17 protein-coding genes are annotated in these 16,450 nt (G+C 72.6%); 11 read left to right on the forward strand and 6 right to left on the reverse strand.

What is annotated here, in order from left to right:
* Positions 1-7: 7 nt before the first annotated feature.
* From AB0G52_RS01115 to AB0G52_RS01125, 3 genes are all read right to left on the reverse strand, one after another.
* Positions 8-451, reverse strand: coding sequence for a DUF6314 family protein (locus tag AB0G52_RS01115; protein WP_132889189.1), 444 nt, complete (start codon positions 449-451; stop codon positions 8-10).
* Between the two features lie 84 nt (positions 452-535).
* Positions 536-970: a carboxymuconolactone decarboxylase family protein gene (locus tag AB0G52_RS01120; RefSeq protein ID WP_361332947.1), complete on the reverse strand. Its 435-nt coding sequence runs from the start codon at positions 968-970 to the stop codon at positions 536-538.
* A gap of 84 nt (positions 971-1,054) precedes the next feature.
* On the reverse strand, positions 1,055-1,993 hold the full coding sequence (locus AB0G52_RS01125; RefSeq protein WP_361332620.1) for a LysR family transcriptional regulator: 939 nt from the start codon (positions 1,991-1,993) through the stop codon (positions 1,055-1,057).
* 81 nt (positions 1,994-2,074) lie between these two features.
* Between AB0G52_RS01125 and AB0G52_RS01130 the strand changes: the two genes are divergently transcribed.
* The 11 genes from AB0G52_RS01130 (at position 2,075) to AB0G52_RS01180 (ending at position 13,515) form a co-directional block, all read left to right on the forward strand.
* Positions 2,075-2,953 carry an EamA family transporter gene (locus AB0G52_RS01130; protein ID WP_361332623.1) on the forward strand — a complete coding sequence of 293 codons (879 nt, stop codon included), beginning with the start codon at positions 2,075-2,077 and terminating at the stop codon, positions 2,951-2,953.
* A 190-nt stretch (positions 2,954-3,143) separates the two neighbouring features.
* Positions 3,144-5,765 carry a YfhO family protein gene (locus tag AB0G52_RS01135; protein WP_361332626.1) on the forward strand — a complete coding sequence of 874 codons (2,622 nt, stop codon included), beginning with the start codon at positions 3,144-3,146 and terminating at the stop codon, positions 5,763-5,765.
* A 24-nt stretch (positions 5,766-5,789) separates the two neighbouring features.
* A complete protein-coding gene (locus tag AB0G52_RS01140; protein ID WP_132889194.1) occupies positions 5,790-6,764 on the forward strand; it encodes a glycosyltransferase family 2 protein in 975 nt (324 codons plus the stop codon).
* Positions 6,764-7,189 (forward strand): GtrA family protein, encoded by a 426-nt coding sequence (locus AB0G52_RS01145; protein ID WP_132889195.1) that lies wholly within the window; start codon positions 6,764-6,766, stop codon positions 7,187-7,189. Before AB0G52_RS01140 ends, AB0G52_RS01145 begins: the two co-directional genes overlap by 1 nt.
* A gap of 65 nt (positions 7,190-7,254) precedes the next feature.
* A complete protein-coding gene (gene argC, locus AB0G52_RS01150; RefSeq protein WP_361332630.1) occupies positions 7,255-8,283 on the forward strand; it encodes an N-acetyl-gamma-glutamyl-phosphate reductase in 1,029 nt (342 codons plus the stop codon).
* Positions 8,280-9,431 carry a bifunctional glutamate N-acetyltransferase/amino-acid acetyltransferase ArgJ gene (gene argJ, locus AB0G52_RS01155; RefSeq protein ID WP_132889197.1) on the forward strand — a complete coding sequence of 384 codons (1,152 nt, stop codon included), beginning with the start codon at positions 8,280-8,282 and terminating at the stop codon, positions 9,429-9,431. Before argC ends, argJ begins: the two co-directional genes overlap by 4 nt.
* Entirely contained in the window at positions 9,428-10,330 is a 903-nt protein-coding gene (gene argB, locus AB0G52_RS01160) for an acetylglutamate kinase (protein ID WP_132889198.1), read from the forward strand. The genes argJ and argB overlap by 4 nt, the downstream gene beginning before the upstream one ends.
* Positions 10,327-11,523 carry an acetylornithine transaminase gene (locus AB0G52_RS01165; RefSeq protein WP_361332634.1) on the forward strand — a complete coding sequence of 399 codons (1,197 nt, stop codon included), beginning with the start codon at positions 10,327-10,329 and terminating at the stop codon, positions 11,521-11,523. The genes argB and AB0G52_RS01165 overlap by 4 nt, the downstream gene beginning before the upstream one ends.
* Positions 11,524-11,530: 7 nt before the next feature.
* Positions 11,531-12,076 carry an arginine repressor gene (locus tag AB0G52_RS01170; protein ID WP_123978432.1) on the forward strand — a complete coding sequence of 182 codons (546 nt, stop codon included), beginning with the start codon at positions 11,531-11,533 and terminating at the stop codon, positions 12,074-12,076.
* Between the two features lie 109 nt (positions 12,077-12,185).
* The gene (locus AB0G52_RS01175; protein WP_132889200.1) at positions 12,186-12,773 is read left to right on the forward strand and encodes a sigma-70 family RNA polymerase sigma factor; all 588 of its coding nucleotides are present in this window, start codon (positions 12,186-12,188) and stop codon (positions 12,771-12,773) included.
* Complete coding sequence (locus AB0G52_RS01180; protein WP_132889201.1) at positions 12,763-13,515, forward strand: zf-HC2 domain-containing protein; 753 nt, start codon at positions 12,763-12,765, stop codon at positions 13,513-13,515. Before AB0G52_RS01175 ends, AB0G52_RS01180 begins: the two co-directional genes overlap by 11 nt.
* 15 nt (positions 13,516-13,530) lie before the next feature.
* On the opposite strand, the gene AB0G52_RS01185 is transcribed toward AB0G52_RS01180, so the two are convergent.
* The 3 genes from AB0G52_RS01185 to AB0G52_RS01195 all read right to left on the reverse strand — a co-directional run bounded on the left by AB0G52_RS01185 (position 13,531) and on the right by AB0G52_RS01195 (position 16,412).
* On the reverse strand, positions 13,531-14,358 hold the full coding sequence (locus tag AB0G52_RS01185) for a serine/threonine-protein kinase (protein ID WP_361332639.1): 828 nt from the start codon (positions 14,356-14,358) through the stop codon (positions 13,531-13,533).
* Complete coding sequence (locus tag AB0G52_RS01190) at positions 14,355-16,169, reverse strand: ABC transporter ATP-binding protein (protein ID WP_361332642.1); 1,815 nt, start codon at positions 16,167-16,169, stop codon at positions 14,355-14,357. The genes AB0G52_RS01185 and AB0G52_RS01190 overlap by 4 nt, the downstream gene beginning before the upstream one ends.
* A gap of 78 nt (positions 16,170-16,247) precedes the next feature.
* Positions 16,248-16,412: a hypothetical protein gene (locus tag AB0G52_RS01195; RefSeq protein WP_165939373.1), complete on the reverse strand. Its 165-nt coding sequence runs from the start codon at positions 16,410-16,412 to the stop codon at positions 16,248-16,250.
* Positions 16,413-16,450: the final 38 nt, after the last annotated feature.

The raw sequence follows: 16,450 nt of genomic DNA on the forward strand, positions 1-16,450 counted from the left end.
GCTCCGGTCACCCGTCGCGCGTGTAGTCGGTCGTCAGGACCAGGTCCTTCGCCGGGCCGCCCACCCGCCACACCGTCCGCCAGCGGTCGGCGTCCCGGACCGTGAACTCGCCCCGGTAGAGGTCGGCCGCGCAGGGGTGGTCGGCGACGTACCGCCCCGATGTCAGGTCCAGGTCGTGGAAGGGCCGCCCGTCGGCGAACCGGACGTCCACCGTGCCCGGCCGCGCGCCCGGCAGGAACCGCAGCGTCCGCTCGGCGGGCCGCGCCACCCCCTGCCAGGTGAACGTCCCCGACTCCTCGTGCAGCAGCCCGCCCCCGTCCAGCGGCCGGAACACCGTGGTCCCCTCGAACCGCCCCTCGTCCCCGCCCGCCAGGTCCCGCACGGTCCGCTCGACCCGCCACCGCCCGGCCAGATGGGCCAGCGCGTCCGGCACCGGCCAGAACCCGTCCACGTCCGTCACCTCCTCGCACCCGGCGAGCACAGCGCACCGCACACCGCGCCCCGCCGTATCCGTGTTCCTCTTGACCTTAGAGCCCTAAGCGACGTCGGTACCGGCCGCGGGCCGCTCCCCGACCGGGAGCAGCCCGCGATCGGCGAACACCTTCTTCGCGACCAGGGTGGCGTTCAGCGCCCGCGGGAAGCCGCAGTACCCGGCGGAGTGCAGCAGCGCCTCCACGATCTCCTCCGGGGTGAGGCCCGCGTTGAGGGAGAAGTTGATGTGCACCTCCAGCTGGGGCTCGCAGCCGCCCAGCGCGGTGAGGATGCCCAGCGTCACCAACTGCCGGTCGCGGGGCGGCAGCTGGGGGCGGGAGTAGATCTCCCCGAAGCCCCAGGCGACCACCTGGTGGCCCAGCTCGGGACTGGTGTCGGCCAGAGCGTCGAGGACCTGGGGGGCGGCGCCGCCGGAGACCTGGCCCATGACCTCCAGGCCCTGGGCGAAACGCTCTTCACGGGTCGTGCTCTCGCTCATGCCGGTTCTTCCGTTCTCCTCGGCGACGGTCACGACGAGAACGCTAGGAGTTGGAGCGTGCTCCAGGTCAAGCCGGCGCAGCGCTCACCCGGCACCCGCGGCGCGGCGGTCCGCTCGGACCGCGCCCTGGCCCCGGACGGTGTCCGCGGCGGCGAGGAGTTCGCCGAGCACGGTCCGCACCGCCCGGCGCGCCGCGCGTTCGGGGCGGTGGAGGACGTCGATGTGACGGTGGACCTCGATGCCGTCGAGTGCTCTGAGGACGACACCCGGGTGCGGGCGGGACGTCCAGCGGGGCATCAGGGCGATCCCGCCGCCCGCCGCGACCACCTCCGCGACCACCGCGATCTCGTTGACCCGGTGGACGATCTCGACCCGGCGGCCGGCCGCGGCGGAGATGGCGTCGACGGTCGCCAGCAGCGGGAAGCCGTCGTGCACGCTGATCCAGGGCTCGCCGGCGACGTCCTCGGCGGTCAGGGCGGACCGGGCCGCCAGGGGATGGCCGACGGGCAGGGCGATGTCCAGGGGCTCGCGCAGCAGCGGGGTGACGGTCGCGGTGCGCGGCCAGGGCGGGGCGTGTTCGAGACGGTGCGCGACGACCAGGTCGTGGACGCGGGTCAGGGGCGGGAAGCCGGCCTGTGCCACGTCCTCGTCGTGCAGGGCGAGCCGGGGGGAGTCCGGGGCCCGCAGCCGTCGCAGCAACAGGGGGTAGAAGGCGGCCGCCGCGCTGTGGAAGGCGGCCAGGGACACCGTGCCCGCGGGCTCCTCGACGTACTCCTCGATGGTGTGGCGGGCCCGGGCCAGTGCCGTCTGCACACCGATCGCCGCGTCGGCCAGCGCCTGCCCGGCCGCCGTGAGGACCAGCCGACGCCCCGCACGCTCGGTGAGCGGGACCGGGATCGAGCGCTGCAACAGGCGCAGCTGCTGCGAGATCGCCGACGGCGTGACCCGCAGCGCCTCGGCGACCGCCGTGACGCTGCCCAGTTCGCCCAGCTCTCGCAGGACTCGCAACTGCCGTTCGTCCACGACCAGAGTGTAGCTTTGCTAAAGGGTTGGTTCACGAAGTCGGCGTGTACTTCACCATGCAGGTCCGGGATCGTGAACCGCATGCCGACCACCCGCCGTACCGACGGGGTGCTGCTGGCCGTCGCCGTCGTCTGGGGCTCCAGCTACCTGACGGCGAAGACGGCCACGGACGCCCTCCCCGTGCTGACCGTTCTCCTCCTGCGCCACGCCGTCGCCGCGCTCGCCTGCCTCCCCGTGCTGTGCGGACCCGGTTCCCCCAGCCGCGCCGAGAGGCTCTGCGGCGGTCTGCTCGGGCTCACCCAGTCCGCCGTCCTCGTCCTGGAGACCTACGGCGTCGCCCACACCAGCGCCGGGAACGCGGGTCTGATCATCAGCCTCACCCTGGTGCTCACCCCGGTCCTGGATCGCGCGCGGCTGCCGGGGAGGTTCTTCCTCGCCGCCGCTGTGTGCGTGGCCGGGGTCGGGCTGCTCGTGTGCGGCAGTGGGCTGCACACCCCCGGCGCGGGTGACCTGCTGATGCTGGCGGCTGCGGTGGCCCGGGCGGGGCACGTGGTGCTGGTCGGGCGGGTGACCGCGGGCCGCACCCTGCGTCCGCTGCCGCTGACGGCGGTGCAGAGCGTGGTCGGCGCGGTCCTCTTCCTCGGGCCGGCGGCGTCCGGCCTGCCGGCGCTCACCAGGACCGGCGCCGTCACCTGGGCGCAGCTCCTCTATCTGGCGCTGGGCTGCGGCCTGTTCGCGTTCCTCGCCCAGACCTGGGCGATCCAGCGCACCTCCGCGACCCGGGCCGGGCTGCTCCTCGGTACCGAGCCGGTGTGGGCCCTGCTGGTCGGCGTCGGGTTCGGCGGCGAACGCCTCACCGTGCTCGCCGCGCTGGGAGCCGCACTGATCGTGGCGGGGACGTACTGGGGCAGATCGATCGAGAGTGCCCAACGGGGACGTCGCGCGAGCGCGTTCACCTGAAAAACATTTCCCCGAAAGCTTTTGTTTCCAGCGAAGTCGTGAATTCTTTCCCTGTGGCACGTGGTTTCGGAATTGGAGTTGTCATTTCATATGCGAGACACAACCATCACGAACCTCCACCCGTCTAAGTCGGCGAAACAAAGACCAGCGGGGAGTAACACCCCCGTTATTTCTCTGGGGGCCGCACAGAATGACTCGCACTACCCTGACCGAGCGCGAACAGGGGGTGAAACCGGCAGGAGACATAAAGACGAAGACCGGTCCGGCGCGGCGGCTCGCCGAGCGTCCGAGAACGTCCGCCGCCCTGCTCGCGGCCCTCCTCACCACCGTCGCGTTCTGTGCCGCCGACGTGGCCGCCCGCAGCTACCCCTTCGGCCCCCGCACCCGCGACGTCAACGACCTCGGCAACCAGTACGTGCCCTTCCACGCCCACCTGTGGGACCTGCTGCACGGCAGGGCCGACGGCGGGCTCCTCGTCAACTGGCAGTCCGGCTACGGCTCCAGCTTCCTGCCGGACGTCGGCACCTATCTCAGCAGCCCGTTCGCCCTGCTCGTCGCGGTGTTCCCGCGCGACGAGATCGACCTCGCGGTCTACACGATCACCGTGCTGAAGACGGCGACGGCCGGCGCCGCCATGGCCTGGCTGCTGCTCAGCCTGCGCCGGGGCCGCTGGTGGGCGGCCGGTCTGCTGGGCGCCTCCTACGCGCTGTGCGGCTGGAGCCTCGCGCTCGCCTCGTACAACCCCATGTGGCTGGACGGCCTGATCGCGCTGCCGCTGCTCTGCCTGGTCGGCGAGTGGCTCCTGGCCGGTCGGCGCCCGCTGCTCGGCGTGGTGATCGTGGCGCTGGCCTGGATCGCCAACTTCTACACCGCCTACATGGCCACCCTCGGCGCCGCCCTGGTGCTGCTGCTCCGGCTGGTGCTGGCCGAACTGCCCTGGCGGCGCGCCCTGGCCGTGCTGGGCCGGGCCGCGGTGACCGTCGGGCTCGGCATCGGACTGGCCGCGCCGCTGGTGATCGTCGTGTACTCCGGCACCAAGCACGCCTACCCGGGCCGCGAGGGCCAGTTCACCCCCGTCAGCACCGAGGACCTGCTCGCCCGGCTGCTGCCGACCACCTATAGCTACGGCTCCCCGGCCCTCTACGTCGGTGTCACCGCGCTCGTCCTCGCCCTGGCCCTGCCGTTCCACCGCGGGGTACCGGCCAAGGTGCGGGCGGGCTGGACCGGGCTCGTGCTCGCGGCCGTCCTCTCCCTGCAATGGGCGCCGACCAGCCTCGCCTGGCACGCCTTCGCCGTCCCGAACGGCAGCTTCTACCGCCAGGCGTTCGTGTGCTGCGCGCTGCTGGTCATCGCCGCCTGGCAGGCCCTCGCCCACGGGACGCCGGACCGGCGCGCCCTCGGTGCGGCGGCCGTGCTGCTGGTCCTGATCACCGCCGTGGCCGGCCACAGCCCGCTGGTCCACCGGCACCCCCACTTCACCTGGCCGATCGTGGCGCTGGCCGCCGCGGGTGCGCTGGGCGGCCTCGCCCTGCTCACCTTCGGGAACGGCCGGCCCGCGCTGGTCGGGCTGGCCGCGCTGCTGCTGATCGGCGCGCAGTTCGGCGAGGCCGCCGCCACCTCCGCCGTGGCCACCCACAGGCGCCTCAACGAGATGGACGACTACGCTCCCTGGGGCGACCGCCAGCAGGTGGAGGCGGACGCCGTCGCCCGGGCCGACGCCTGGCCGCGGTACCGCACGGAACCCGGCCGGGAGCAGACGGTCGGCAACGACCCGATGGTGGTCGGCGGCCAGGGCGCCCAGTACTACAGCAGCCTCACCTCCGACGTCCTCGGCCGCACCCTCACCGCGCTGGGCGACGGCTGGACGTCCCGCGGACGCAGCCTGCAGAGCCTCGACAACCCGGTCACCGACGCGCTGTTCTCCGTGGGCGCCCGGCTGCACAACCCGCCGGACCCGCACCAGAAGTGGCTGCCCCAGGACGGCGGCACGTCGACCGTCACCCGCCAGGCCGTCCCGCCGCTGGTGACCGTGCGCCCGGCCGCGCCCCGGACCACCCCCGCCGCCTTCGGCCCCTCGCCCTACCGCAACCAGGAACTGCTGCTCGGCGCCCGCGTCTACACCCTGCCCCGCACCACCCTCAGCGGCAGCCGGCCGGGCGACGGGGCGCGGGAGCTGCCGGTGGACGCGGCGGGGACGCTCACCGCGCGCTGCCGGCCCGGGAGCGAGGTCTTCCTGTGGGCGCCGCACTTCTCCGGCACCGCCCGGCTGCCCGGTGGCGGCGGACGGAAGCTCTACCGGTCCGACGCCGAGAACACGAAGATCGCCACGATGCAGCCGCTCGGCACGACCGGCGCCACCGGGCGGGTCCGGATCGAGCTGCGGCCCGACCTTCCCGGCCGGGTCCCGGCCCGGGGGGCGGTCGGCTGTCTCGACACCGCGCGGCTGCGCGCCGCGGTCCGGCACCTGAGGGCCACGGGCGCGACGGAGGTGTCGGTCTCCGACGGCACCGTGCACGCCCGACTGCCCGCAGGCAGCAGGGGGACCGCCGTGGTGGCCGCCCCGCGCATCGCCGGCTGGCGCTGCTCCGCCGACGGCCACGAGACGCCGGCGGGCGAGTTCTACGGCCTGATCGCCGTCCCCCTGGACGGCTCCGCCACCAGCCTCACCTGCACCTTCCACCCTCCCGGCCTGCGCCTGGGCACCGCCGTCGGCGGCGCCTCGCTGCTGGCGCTGCTGCTGATCGGCGCCGTCCCGGCCGTCCGCCGCAGAACCGCCGCCCGCCGCGGCGAGCGCACGGCCACCGCTCACTGACCCGTCCCCAGGGGAGAAGAACCCATGCTGATATCGATCGTCGCGCCCTGCTACAACGAGGAAGACGTCATCGAGCGCTTCCACGAGCAGGTCCAGAAGATCGCCGACGAACTCCTGCCGCTCGGCCACGACATGGAGTTCGTCTACGTCGACGACGGCAGCCGCGACCGCACGCTGACCCTGCTGAGCCGGATCGCCGACGGCGACGCACGCGTCCGGTACGTCTCCTTCAGCCGCAACTTCGGCAAGGAGTCGGCCCTGCTCGCCGGCCTGAAGCACGCCACCGGTGACGCGGTGATCGTCATGGACGCCGACCTCCAGCACCCGCCGGAGCTCATCAAGCGGATGGTGGAGCTGCGCGGCGAGGGCTACGACCAGGTCATCGCCAGGCGGACCCGGCAGGGCGACCGCTTCACCCGCACCCTCACCGCCCGCCTCTACTACCGGCTCATCAACCGGATGGTCGACGTCGAACTCGTCGACGGCGTGGGCGACTTCCGGCTGATGTCGCGCCGGGTGGTGGACGCGATCGTGAGCCTCACCGAGTACAACCGGTTCTCCAAGGGCCTGTTCGCCTGGGTCGGCTTCCCCAGCACCACCTTCGAGTACGAGAACGCGGTGCGCGAGCACGGCAGCAGTTCCTGGTCGTTCCGCAGCCTGCTCAACTACGGCCTCGACGGGCTGCTCTCCTTCAACAACCGTCCGCTGCGCGCCGCGCTCTACCTCGGCATGACCCTGCTGGCCCTCGCCGGCGCGTACACGGCCTGGATCGTGGGCGCCGCGATGATCAACGGCGTCCAGACGCCCGGCTATGTCACCATCATTACAGCCGTCACCGCCCTGGCCGGCGTCCAGATGATCATGCTCGGGGTCATCGGCGAGTACACCGGCCGGATCTACTACGAGGTCAAGGGGCGCCCGCACTTCCTGGTGAAGGCGACGAACGTGGACCGTACGGAAGACCGCACCCGCGGCACGACGAAGGACCTCATCCCCTGATGCCGAACGCCCTCTCGACCGCCCCGGCGACCACCAGACCCCCGCGCCCGATAGCGGGGCAGATCATCACCTTCGCGGCGGTGGGCGTCGTCAACACCGCGACCTACTACGGGCTTTACCTGCTTTTTCTCAGGTATTTGCCATATCTCGCCGCGCACGTTATCGCTTTCTTGCTCAGCATGGTCGGCTCGTTCTTTCTCAATGCCCGATTCACTTACCGGATCCGTCCCACCTGGCGGAAATTCCTGCTCTTCCCGCTGACCAACGCGACGAATTTCGTGATCACCACGGCGGGGGTGTACGTGATCGTCGACGTACTCCACGTGGGAAGCGAGTTCGCGCCGCTGATGGCGTCGGCGGCGGCGATCCCGGTGACGTTCGTGGTGTCGCGGTGGGTCATGCTGCCGAAGGCCGGGGCCGCATAGTCCTGCATCCTGTTGCATAAACGTGCAGCGAACCGTATAGTCATGCCATCCAGAGGAGGATGGACATGGCGGTACGTGCGGCGGTGGCCGGAGCGAGCGGGTACGCGGGCGGAGAGGTCCTGCGGCTGCTCCTCGCGCACCCCGAGGTCGAGATCGGCACCCTGACCGGCAACTCCAACGCGGGCCAGCGCCTGGGCGCGCTCCAGCCGCACCTGCTGCCGCTGGCCGACCGGGTGCTCGCGGAGACGACCCCCGAGGCCCTCGCCGGGCACGACGTCGTCTTCCTCGCGCTCCCGCACGGGCAGTCCGCCGCCGTCGCCGAGCAGCTCGGCCCGGACGTCCTCGTCGTCGACATGGGCGCCGACTTCCGCCTGAAGGACCCGGCCGACTGGGAGCGTTTCTACGGCTCCCCGCACGCCGGCACCTGGCCCTACGGCCTCCCCGAACTGCCGGGTGCCCGCGCCGCGCTGGAGGGGTCCAAGCGCATCGCGGTACCCGGTTGCTACCCCACCGCCGTCTCCCTCGCCCTCTACCCGGCCTACGCGGCCCGGCTCGCAGGCCCCGAGGCGGTGATCGTCGCCGCGTCCGGCACCTCCGGCGCGGGCAAGACGCCCAAGCCGCACCTGCTGGGCAGCGAGGTCATGGGCTCGATGACCCCGTACGGCGTCGGCGGCGGCCACCGGCACACCCCCGAGATGATCCAGAACCTGAGCGCGGCGGCGGGGGAGCGGGTCGCCGTCTCCTTCACCCCGACGCTCGCGCCGATGCCCCGCGGCATCCTCGCCACGTGCACCGCCGCGGCGCGGGCCGGGGTGACCGCCGAGTCCCTGCGCGCCGCCTACGAGAAGGCCTACGCGGACGAGCCCTTCGTCCACCTGCTCCCCGAGGGACAGTGGCCGGCCACGGCGTCCGTCCACGGTTCCAACGCCGTTCAGGTGCAGGTCGCGTACGACGAAGCCGTCGGCCGCATCATCGCGATCAGCGCCATCGACAACCTGACCAAGGGCACCGCGGGCGGTGCCGTCCAGAGCATGAACCTCGCCCTGGGTCTCGCCGAGACCACCGGGCTGACCACGATCGGAGTTGCGCCGTGAGCGTGACGGCAGCGAAGGGATTCACGGCCGCGGGCATCGCCGCCGGGATCAAGGAGAACGGCAACCCGGACCTGGCCCTCGTGGTCAACACCGGGCCCCGCCGCGCCGCCGCGGGCGTCTTCACCTCCAACCGCGTGAAGGCCGCGCCGGTGCTGTGGTCCGAGCAGGTCCTCAAGAGCGGCCAGGTCTCGGCCGTCGTCCTCAACTCCGGCGGCGCCAACGCCTGTACCGGCCCCAAGGGCTTCCAGGACACCCACGCGACCGCCGAGAAGGCGGCCGAGGTGCTCGGGCGCGGTGCCATCGAGGTCGCGGTCTGCTCGACCGGCCTGATCGGCGTGCTCCTGCCCATGGACAAGCTGCTGCCGGGCGTCGAGACCGCGGCCGCCGCCCTGAGCGAGCACGGCGGCGAGAAGGCCGCCATCGCCATCAAGACCACCGACACCGTGCACAAGACGGCCGTCGTCACGAAGGACGGCTGGACCGTCGGCGGCATGGCGAAGGGCGCCGGCATGCTCGCCCCCGGCCTCGCCACCATGCTGGTCGTCCTCACCACGGACGCGGTCGTCGAGAGCGAGGTGCTCGACAAGGCGCTGCGGGCCGCGACCCGCACCACCTTCGACCGCGTCGACTCCGACGGCTGCATGTCCACCAACGACACCGTGCTGCTGCTCGCCTCCGGTGCGGCCGGCGTCACCCCGGAGTACACGGAGTTCGCCGAGGCCGTCCGCGCCGTCTGCGACGACCTCGGCAAACAGCTCATCCGGGACGCCGAGGGCGCCAGCAAGGACATCAAGGTGGAGGTGGTCAACGCCGCCTCCGAGGACGACGCCGTCGAGGTGGGCCGGTCCATCGCCCGCAACAACCTCCTCAAGTGCGCCATCCACGGCGAGGACCCCAACTGGGGCCGCGTGCTCTCCGCGATCGGCACCACCAGGGCCGCCTTCGAGCCGGACCGGCTCAACGTCGCCATCAACGGTGTGTGGGTCTGCAAGAACGGCGGGGTCGGTGAGGACCGGGAGAAGGTCGACATGCGCTACCGCGAGGTGCACATCGTCGCCGACCTGGCCGCCGGCTCCGAGACCGCCACCATCTGGACCAACGACCTCACCGCCGACTACGTCCACGAGAACAGCGCCTACAGCTCATGAGCACCACACGCAGACACACCGCGCTGCCCAAGGCGCAGATCCTCATCGAGGCGCTGCCCTGGCTGGTCAGGCACAACGGCAGGACGGTCGTCATCAAGTTCGGCGGCAACGCCATGATCGACGAGGACCTCAAGGCCGCGTTCGCCCAGGACGTCGTCTTCCTGCACCACGCCGGCCTCAAGCCGGTCGTCGTGCACGGCGGCGGCCCGCAGATCAGCGCCGCCCTCGACAGGCACGGCATCGTCAGCGAGTTCAAGGCCGGTCTCAGGGTCACCACCGAGGACGCCATGGACGTCGTACGGATGGTGCTCGCCGGGCAGGTCCAGCGGGAGCTGGTCAACCTGCTCAACCAGCACGGGCCGCTCGCCGTCGGACTGACCGGCGAGGACGCCCACACCATCACCGCCACCAAGCACACGCCCGAGATCGACGGCGAACTCGTCGACATCGGGCGGGTCGGCGAGATCACCGCGATCGACACGGGCGCGATCGAGGCACTGCTCGCCGACGGCCGGATCCCGGTCGTCTCCTCCATCGCCCGCTCCCAGGACGACGGGCATGTCTACAACGTCAATGCTGATACGGCGGCTGCGGCACTCGCTGCTGCTCTGGGCGCCGAGACCCTCATGGTCCTCACCGACGTGGAGGGTCTCTACGAGGACTGGCCGAACTCCGACGAGGTGATCAGCCGCCTCACCGCTTCCCAACTGGAGAAGCTGCTGCCGGACCTGAGCTCCGGCATGGTGCCGAAGATGGAGGGCTGCCTGCACGCCGTACGCAACGGCGTGAACACCGCCCGCGTCATCGACGGCCGGGTCCAGCACTCGATCCTGCTGGAGATCTTCACGGACGAGGGCATCGGCACGATGGTCGTGCCGGACGCGGAGGGGGAGTCATGAGCAACCAGGAACTGACCGCGCGGTGGCAGGGCACGCTCATGAACAACTACGGCACCCCGCGGCTGCCCCTGGTGCGCGGCGAGGGCGTCAAGGTGTGGGACACCCAGGGCCGGGAGTACCACGACTTCGTCGGCGGCATCGCCACCAACGCGCTCGGCCACGCCCACCCGGCGATCGTCGAGGCGGTGAGCCGGCAGATCGCGTCCCTCGGGCACATCTCCAACTTCTTCATGGCCGAGCCCACCGTCGCCCTCGCCGAACGGCTGATCCAGCTCTTCGGCCGGGACGGCCGGGTCTTCTTCTGCAACTCCGGCGCCGAGGCCAACGAGGCCGCCTTCAAGATCGGCCGGCTGACCGGGCGGACCCACATGGTCGCCACCGACGGCGGCTTCCACGGCCGGACCATGGGCGCCCTCGCGCTCACCGGGCAGCCCGCCAAGCAGGACCCGTTCCGCCCGCTGCCCGCCGACGTCACCCACGTGCCCTACGGCGACGCGCAGGCGCTGGCCGCCGCGGTCACCGAGGAGACCGCCCTCGTCGTCATCGAGCCCGTACAGGGCGAGAACGGCGTGGTCGTCCCCCCGGCCGGCTACCTGAAGGCGGCCCGCGCGATCACCGCCGCCACCGGCGCCCTGCTCGTCCTCGACGAGGTGCAGACCGGCATCGGCCGTACCGGCACCTGGTTCGAGTACCAGGCCCACGAGGGCGTGCTGCCCGACGTCGTCACCCTCGCCAAGCAGCTCGGCGGCGGACTGCCGCTGGGCGCGACCGTGGCCTTCGGCCGCGCCGCCGACCTGCTCCGGCCCGGCCACCACGGCACCACCTTCGGCGGCAACCCGGTCGCCTGCGCCGCCGGGCTCGCCGTCCTCGACACCATCGAGAACGAGGGGTTGCTCGAGAACGTCAAGCGGCAGAGCGGCAGGTTGCGCGACGGAATCGAGGGTCTCGGCCACGGGTTGATCGATTATGTCCGGGGGGCGGGTCTCCTCCTGGGTATCGTGCTCACCGAGCCGCGGGCAGCGCAGGTGCAGCAGGCGGCTCAGGAGGCCGGGTTCCTGGTGAACGCGCCCGCTCCCGACGTCGTACGGCTGATGCCGCCGCTGAACCTCCGCGACGCCGAGACGGACGCGCTGCTCGGGGCCCTGCCCGGCATCCTCGACGCAGCGAGCGGGGACGGACGATCCGGAGAATGAGACGACGATGAGCCAGGCGCAGGAGTTCGACCAGTCGGGCGGCACGGGGGCCGCGGTGCCGCAGACCCGGACCGCCCGGCACCGCCGGATCGTGGACATCCTCAACCGGCAGCCAGTGCGCTCGCAGAGCCAGCTCGCCAAGCTGCTGGCCGACGACGGACTCACGGTCACCCAGGCGACGCTCTCCCGGGACCTCGACGAGCTGAACGCGGTGAAGATCCGCAACACCGACGGCGAGCTGATCTACGCGGTGCCCAGCGAGGGCGGCTTCCGCACCCCCCGCGCCCCGCTGGGGGAGTCGGCCAAGGAGGAGCGGATGCGCCGCCTCTCCCAGGAACTGCTGATCTCCGCCGAGGCGTCCGCGAACCTGGTCGTCCTGCGCACCCCGCCCGGCGCGGCCCAGTTCCTCGCCTCGGCGATCGACCAGGCGGAGCTGCACGACATCCTGGGCACCATCGCGGGCGACGACACCCTGCTGCTCATCAGCCGTGAGCCGACCGGCGGCCAGGCCCTCGCGGACCACCTGCTGCGGCTCGCCCAGAACGGTCACTGACCCGCGTGCGGGCCCCGGCCCGCCGACGGAGAATGAGTGTGTGATCTTCCGCGGCGAGCGGTCGGGCGGGCGGCCAATCCCTTGGCGGCCGTCCAACGTATACAGAGGTGTGACGGGCTTCCGGTTCCCCGTCGGCCGACTGCCGGACGAGGCTCTGCTGTCCGGGCTGGCGACCGGCGACCCGGAGCTCGCGGTGATCTTCGTACGGAGGTTCCAGCAGCGGGTCTTCGGCGTCGCCATGGCCGTCACCGGGGACCAGCAGCTCGCCGAGGACGTCGCCCAGCAGACCTTCGAGCGCGCCTGGCGGCACGCCCAGATCTACGACCCGCGCCGTGGCTCGGTCACCACCTGGCTGACGACCATCGCGCACAACCTCGCCGTCGACGCCGTCCGCGCCCGCCGGACGGAGCCGATGGCACCCGAGGACCTCGACCCCCTCCTGGAGGCCGTCACCGAGACCCCCGAACGGTGGGCACTGGCCGACGAGGCCTCCACCCAGCTCCGGGCCGCCCTCGGCCGGCTGCCCAGGGAACAGGCCAGGGCCCTGATGATGGCCGGCGTCTACGGCATGACGGCCCAGCAGGTCGCCGACGCGGAGCAGATCCCGCTGGGCACCGCCAAGACCCGGATCAGGACGGCGATGGCACGGCTCCGCACCGCACTCACGGCTTCGGAGGGAGGCGGCGATGACCGGTGACGCACCCTCGCCCTGCGAGAAGCTCCGGGAGACCGGCGCCGAACTGGCGCTGGGCGTGCTGCCCGGCCGTGAGCGGGCCGAGGCCCTCGCCCATCTCGACCGCTGTGCGGACTGCCGGGAATACGTGCGCCAACTGACCGGGATCGGCGACCGGTTGATCGGCCTGCTGCCGGAGGGCGAGCCACCGTCCGGTTTCGAGACCCGGGTGGCGCGCAGCCTCGCCGAGATGGCGACAGGGCAGGAAGGGGACCGGCACGCCCCCCAGCGCCTGCGCGGCCGCGCCCGGCGGGCCCGGCTGCGGCTGGCCACGGCCGCCGCCGCACTGGCCGTCGCGGTCGGGTTCGCCGGCTGGGGGATCGGCACCGTCGTCGAGGAGGCCACCGCCCCGCCCTCGGCCGCCGTCGAGTCCGAACCCGTCCTGGTCGGGGACATGATCCCGGCCGGCGGCGGACAGCCGGTCGGCGAGGTCTACGCCCACCCGGGCAGCCCCGCCTGGATGTTCGTGTCCGTCGCCCTCGAAGGGCCCGCGGCCACCGGCCGGGTCACCTGCCTGCTCGCCCGCGCCGACGGTACGACCACCCGGGTCGGCGACTTCCCGCTGCGCCACGGACGCGCCAACTGGGGCGTGGCGGTCCCCGTCGACCTCACCAGGTACTCCGGCGCCCGCCTGACCTCCGCCGACGGGACCGTCCTCGCCACCGCCCAGCTGGAGCGGGGCAAGGTGGTGACACCCGTGACGTGACTCACCGGAGGCGACTCACCGGCCGCGGGCCGGGGACGGCAGGGCCGCCTCCAGCTCGGCGGCCAGCTCGGCGACCCCGGGACGGCTCGCGGGATCCGCCGACAGACACCCGTCGACGGCCGCCGCGAGAGCGCGGGGCAGCCGCCGCAGCGAGGAGACCGGCGCCGGCCGCGCCATGCCCTGCGGCCCGTTCCCGCCGGGCTCCGACGCCCCGGCCCCGCACGCCGCCTCGTGGAGGACGACGCCGATGCCCCACACGTCGGCGGCGGGCGTCAGGATCCCGTCCCGGTCCTGTTCGGGAGCGCGGTAGCCGCGGGTGCCGAGACCCGCGGGCGCCGGCCCGGGGCGCCGGGCCACGCTCAGGTCGAGCACCTTGACGTGACCGCGCTCCACCACCACGTTGGACGGCTTGAGATCCAGGTGCAGCAGGCCCCGCCCGTGCAGATAGTGCATCGCCGAGCACAACTGCACCCCGAGCAGCGCCACGTCGGCGGCGGACGGCCGCCGCCGCAGCCGGTCCAGCAGATGGGAGAGCGTCTCACCGGTCAGCGTCTCCAGGACGACGAGCGGCTCGGGGGAGCCGAAGACGTCGTAACCGCGGACCAGATGCGGATGGCTGAACTCCCGCAGCCGGCGGCCCTCCCGCAGCAGCCGCGCGCCCAGTCCCCGCTCGTCCCGCCGGTCGGGACGCACCACCTTGATCACGCACCGGCAGTACCGCTCCGCGCTCCAGGCGTCGTGGACGTCCAGCCATCCGGTCCGGGTGAGATGGGCCAGCACCTCGTACCCCGGGACCGGTCGCGTGCCCGGCGCCAGCGGCGGGGCCCGGCCCGCGGAGCTCATGACAGCACCGCTCCCGCGTGCAGCCGGTGCAGCCGGGCGTACGGCCCCTCGCGCCCGAGCAGCTCGGCGTGCGCCCCGTCCTCCACGACCCGGCCGTGGTCGAGCACCACGATCCGGGTGGCGTCGCGGACGGTGAGCAGGTTGTGGGAGATGACCACGGTCGTCCGCCCGGCCATCAGCCGCCGCAGCGGCCCCATGATCCGCCGGCCCGACCCGGCGTCGAGCCCCGCGGTCGGTTCGTCCAGCAGCAGCACCGGAGCGTTGCGGATCATCGCCCGGGCGATGGCCAGCCGCTGGCACTGGCCCCCGGAGAGCGTCCGGCCACGCTGGCCCACGAGGGTGTCGTAGCCCTCCGGGAGCCGCTCGACGAACTCGTGCGCGTCCGCCGCCCTGGCCGCCGCGACGATCTCCGCGTCGGTGGCCGCGGGCCTGCCGTAGGCGATGTTCTCCCGCACGGTGCCGTGGAAGACGAGCGTCTCCTGGAGCACCACCGCCACGCTCTCCCGCACGTCGGCGAGGCTCAGCTCGCGCAGGTCGGTGCCGTCGAGGCGGACCGCGCCCCGGTCGGGATCGTAGAACCGCAACTGCAGCTTCGCCACCGTGGACTTGCCCGCCCCGCTCGCCCCGACGAGCGCGAGCGTCTCCCCGGGCGCCACCCGGAAGGACACGTCCGCCAGCGCGTGGGCCGCCGTCCCGGGATAGCGGAACCACACCCCGTCGAACTCGACGGCGCCGGCCGCCCGCCGGATCCGCCGGGGGTGGGGGGCCTCGGCCACCTGGGGCCGCTGGTCGAGGAGTTCGATGATCCGTTCCGCCGAGGCGGACGCCGCGTAGAAGGTGTTGCCGAGTCCGGACAGGCCGTGGACCGGGCCGTAGAGCTTGCCGATCAGGGCGAGGAACACCAGCAGCCCGCCGAGCGTGAGCTGGCCCTGGGCCAGCTTCCAGGTCCCGAGACCCAGCACCACGAGGCCGCCGGACACCTCGATGATCTCCACGACGGGCCGGTAGACCGCGCGGATCCGCGCCGAGGCCATCGCCGCCCGGAACCTGCCGACGCTCTCCTGCTCGAACCGGCGCGCCTCCCAGCCCTGCCGGTTGTACGCCTGCACCAGCGCGACGTTGCCCAGCGACTCCTCGGCGACCGCGCTGAGCGAACCCGAGCGCCGTCTGCGTTCCCGGGACGCGTCCTTGATGAGCCGGGAGAAGTGCCGGGCACAGCCCCAGAAGAGCGGCACCACCGCGAGCGAGAGCAGGGTCAGGTCCCAGCGCAGGTAGAACAGCAGACCGACGAAGACGGCGAGCCGGATCACGTAGTACAGGGCGTCGGCGACACCCGACAGCAGAAAGGTCTCCACCGCGTCGACGTCACCCGTGATCCGGGACAGCACGTCCCCGAGCCTGCGGCGCTCGAAGAAGCCGAGCGACAGCCCCTGGACGTGCCGGAAGACGTCGGAGCGCAGCGCGAGCAGGAAGCGTTCGCCGACCCAGGTGGACGTCACGTCGTCGGCGAAGCGGAGCATGCCGGAGCAGACGACGAGCGCGAGGAAGGCGGGCGCGATCCACAGGAAGGGCCGCAGGTCGCGGGGGACGAGCACGTCGTCGATGACGATCTTGAAGAGCCAGAGTTCGGCCGCGTCGACGGCGGGAGCGGTCAGGCTCAGCAGGACGACGGGCACCAGCCAGCGGCGGCCGCCGCGCGTGTACGGCCAGAACCGCCGGAACACCTCGCGCGGGGAGACCGCGGGCGCGGCCGCGACCACGTCCTCGGAGGGGACGGCGGGTGACAGCAGACGCCGCAGGACATGCGCCATGGCGGGAGTTCCTCGTGAGCAGGCGGCGGCGCGGACCGGCTGCCCCGGTAGCCGGTCCGCTCACCCTTCCCTCTGCGGTCAGTAGTCGTCGTGGCCGTGGCGGTCGCCGTGGTCGTGGCGGTCGCCGTGGAAGTCGTCGTGTTCGTCGCCGTGACGGTCGCCGTGCCGGTCGTCGCCGTGACCGGACGAGCCGTGGTCGTGGTCGCGGTGCATCGCCGGCAACAGGTTGCTGAAGATGGCCATGGTCTTCCTCCCGGAATTTGCTTCATAGGGGATACGGG

It is taken from the genome of Streptomyces sp. NPDC021562 (assembly GCF_040640875.1).
GTDB lineage: Bacteria > Actinomycetota > Actinomycetes > Streptomycetales > Streptomycetaceae > Streptomyces.

Bases quoted from the DNA above. Each gene is read 5' to 3' on its own strand.
- AB0G52_RS01120 (WP_361332947.1), bottom strand. From the start codon at position 970: ATGAGCGAGAGCACGACCCGTGAAGAGCGTTTCGCCCAGGGCCTGGAG.
- AB0G52_RS01130 (WP_361332623.1), top strand. From the start codon at position 2,075: ATGCCGACCACCCGCCGTACCGACGGGGTGCTGCTGGCCGTCGCCGTC.
- AB0G52_RS01135 (WP_361332626.1), top strand. From the start codon at position 3,144: ATGACTCGCACTACCCTGACCGAGCGCGAACAGGGGGTGAAACCGGCA.
- AB0G52_RS01140 (WP_132889194.1), top strand. From the start codon at position 5,790: ATGCTGATATCGATCGTCGCGCCCTGCTACAACGAGGAAGACGTCATC.
- AB0G52_RS01145 (WP_132889195.1), top strand. From the start codon at position 6,764: ATGCCGAACGCCCTCTCGACCGCCCCGGCGACCACCAGACCCCCGCGC.
- argC (WP_361332630.1), top strand. From the start codon at position 7,255: ATGGCGGTACGTGCGGCGGTGGCCGGAGCGAGCGGGTACGCGGGCGGA.
- argB (WP_132889198.1), top strand. From the start codon at position 9,428: ATGAGCACCACACGCAGACACACCGCGCTGCCCAAGGCGCAGATCCTC.
- AB0G52_RS01165 (WP_361332634.1), top strand. From the start codon at position 10,327: ATGAGCAACCAGGAACTGACCGCGCGGTGGCAGGGCACGCTCATGAAC.
- AB0G52_RS01170 (WP_123978432.1), top strand. From the start codon at position 11,531: ATGAGCCAGGCGCAGGAGTTCGACCAGTCGGGCGGCACGGGGGCCGCG.
- AB0G52_RS01180 (WP_132889201.1), top strand. From the start codon at position 12,763: ATGACCGGTGACGCACCCTCGCCCTGCGAGAAGCTCCGGGAGACCGGC.
- AB0G52_RS01185 (WP_361332639.1), bottom strand. From the start codon at position 14,358: ATGAGCTCCGCGGGCCGGGCCCCGCCGCTGGCGCCGGGCACGCGACCG.
- AB0G52_RS01190 (WP_361332642.1), bottom strand. From the start codon at position 16,169: ATGGCGCATGTCCTGCGGCGTCTGCTGTCACCCGCCGTCCCCTCCGAG.
- AB0G52_RS01195 (WP_165939373.1), bottom strand. From the start codon at position 16,412: ATGGCCATCTTCAGCAACCTGTTGCCGGCGATGCACCGCGACCACGAC.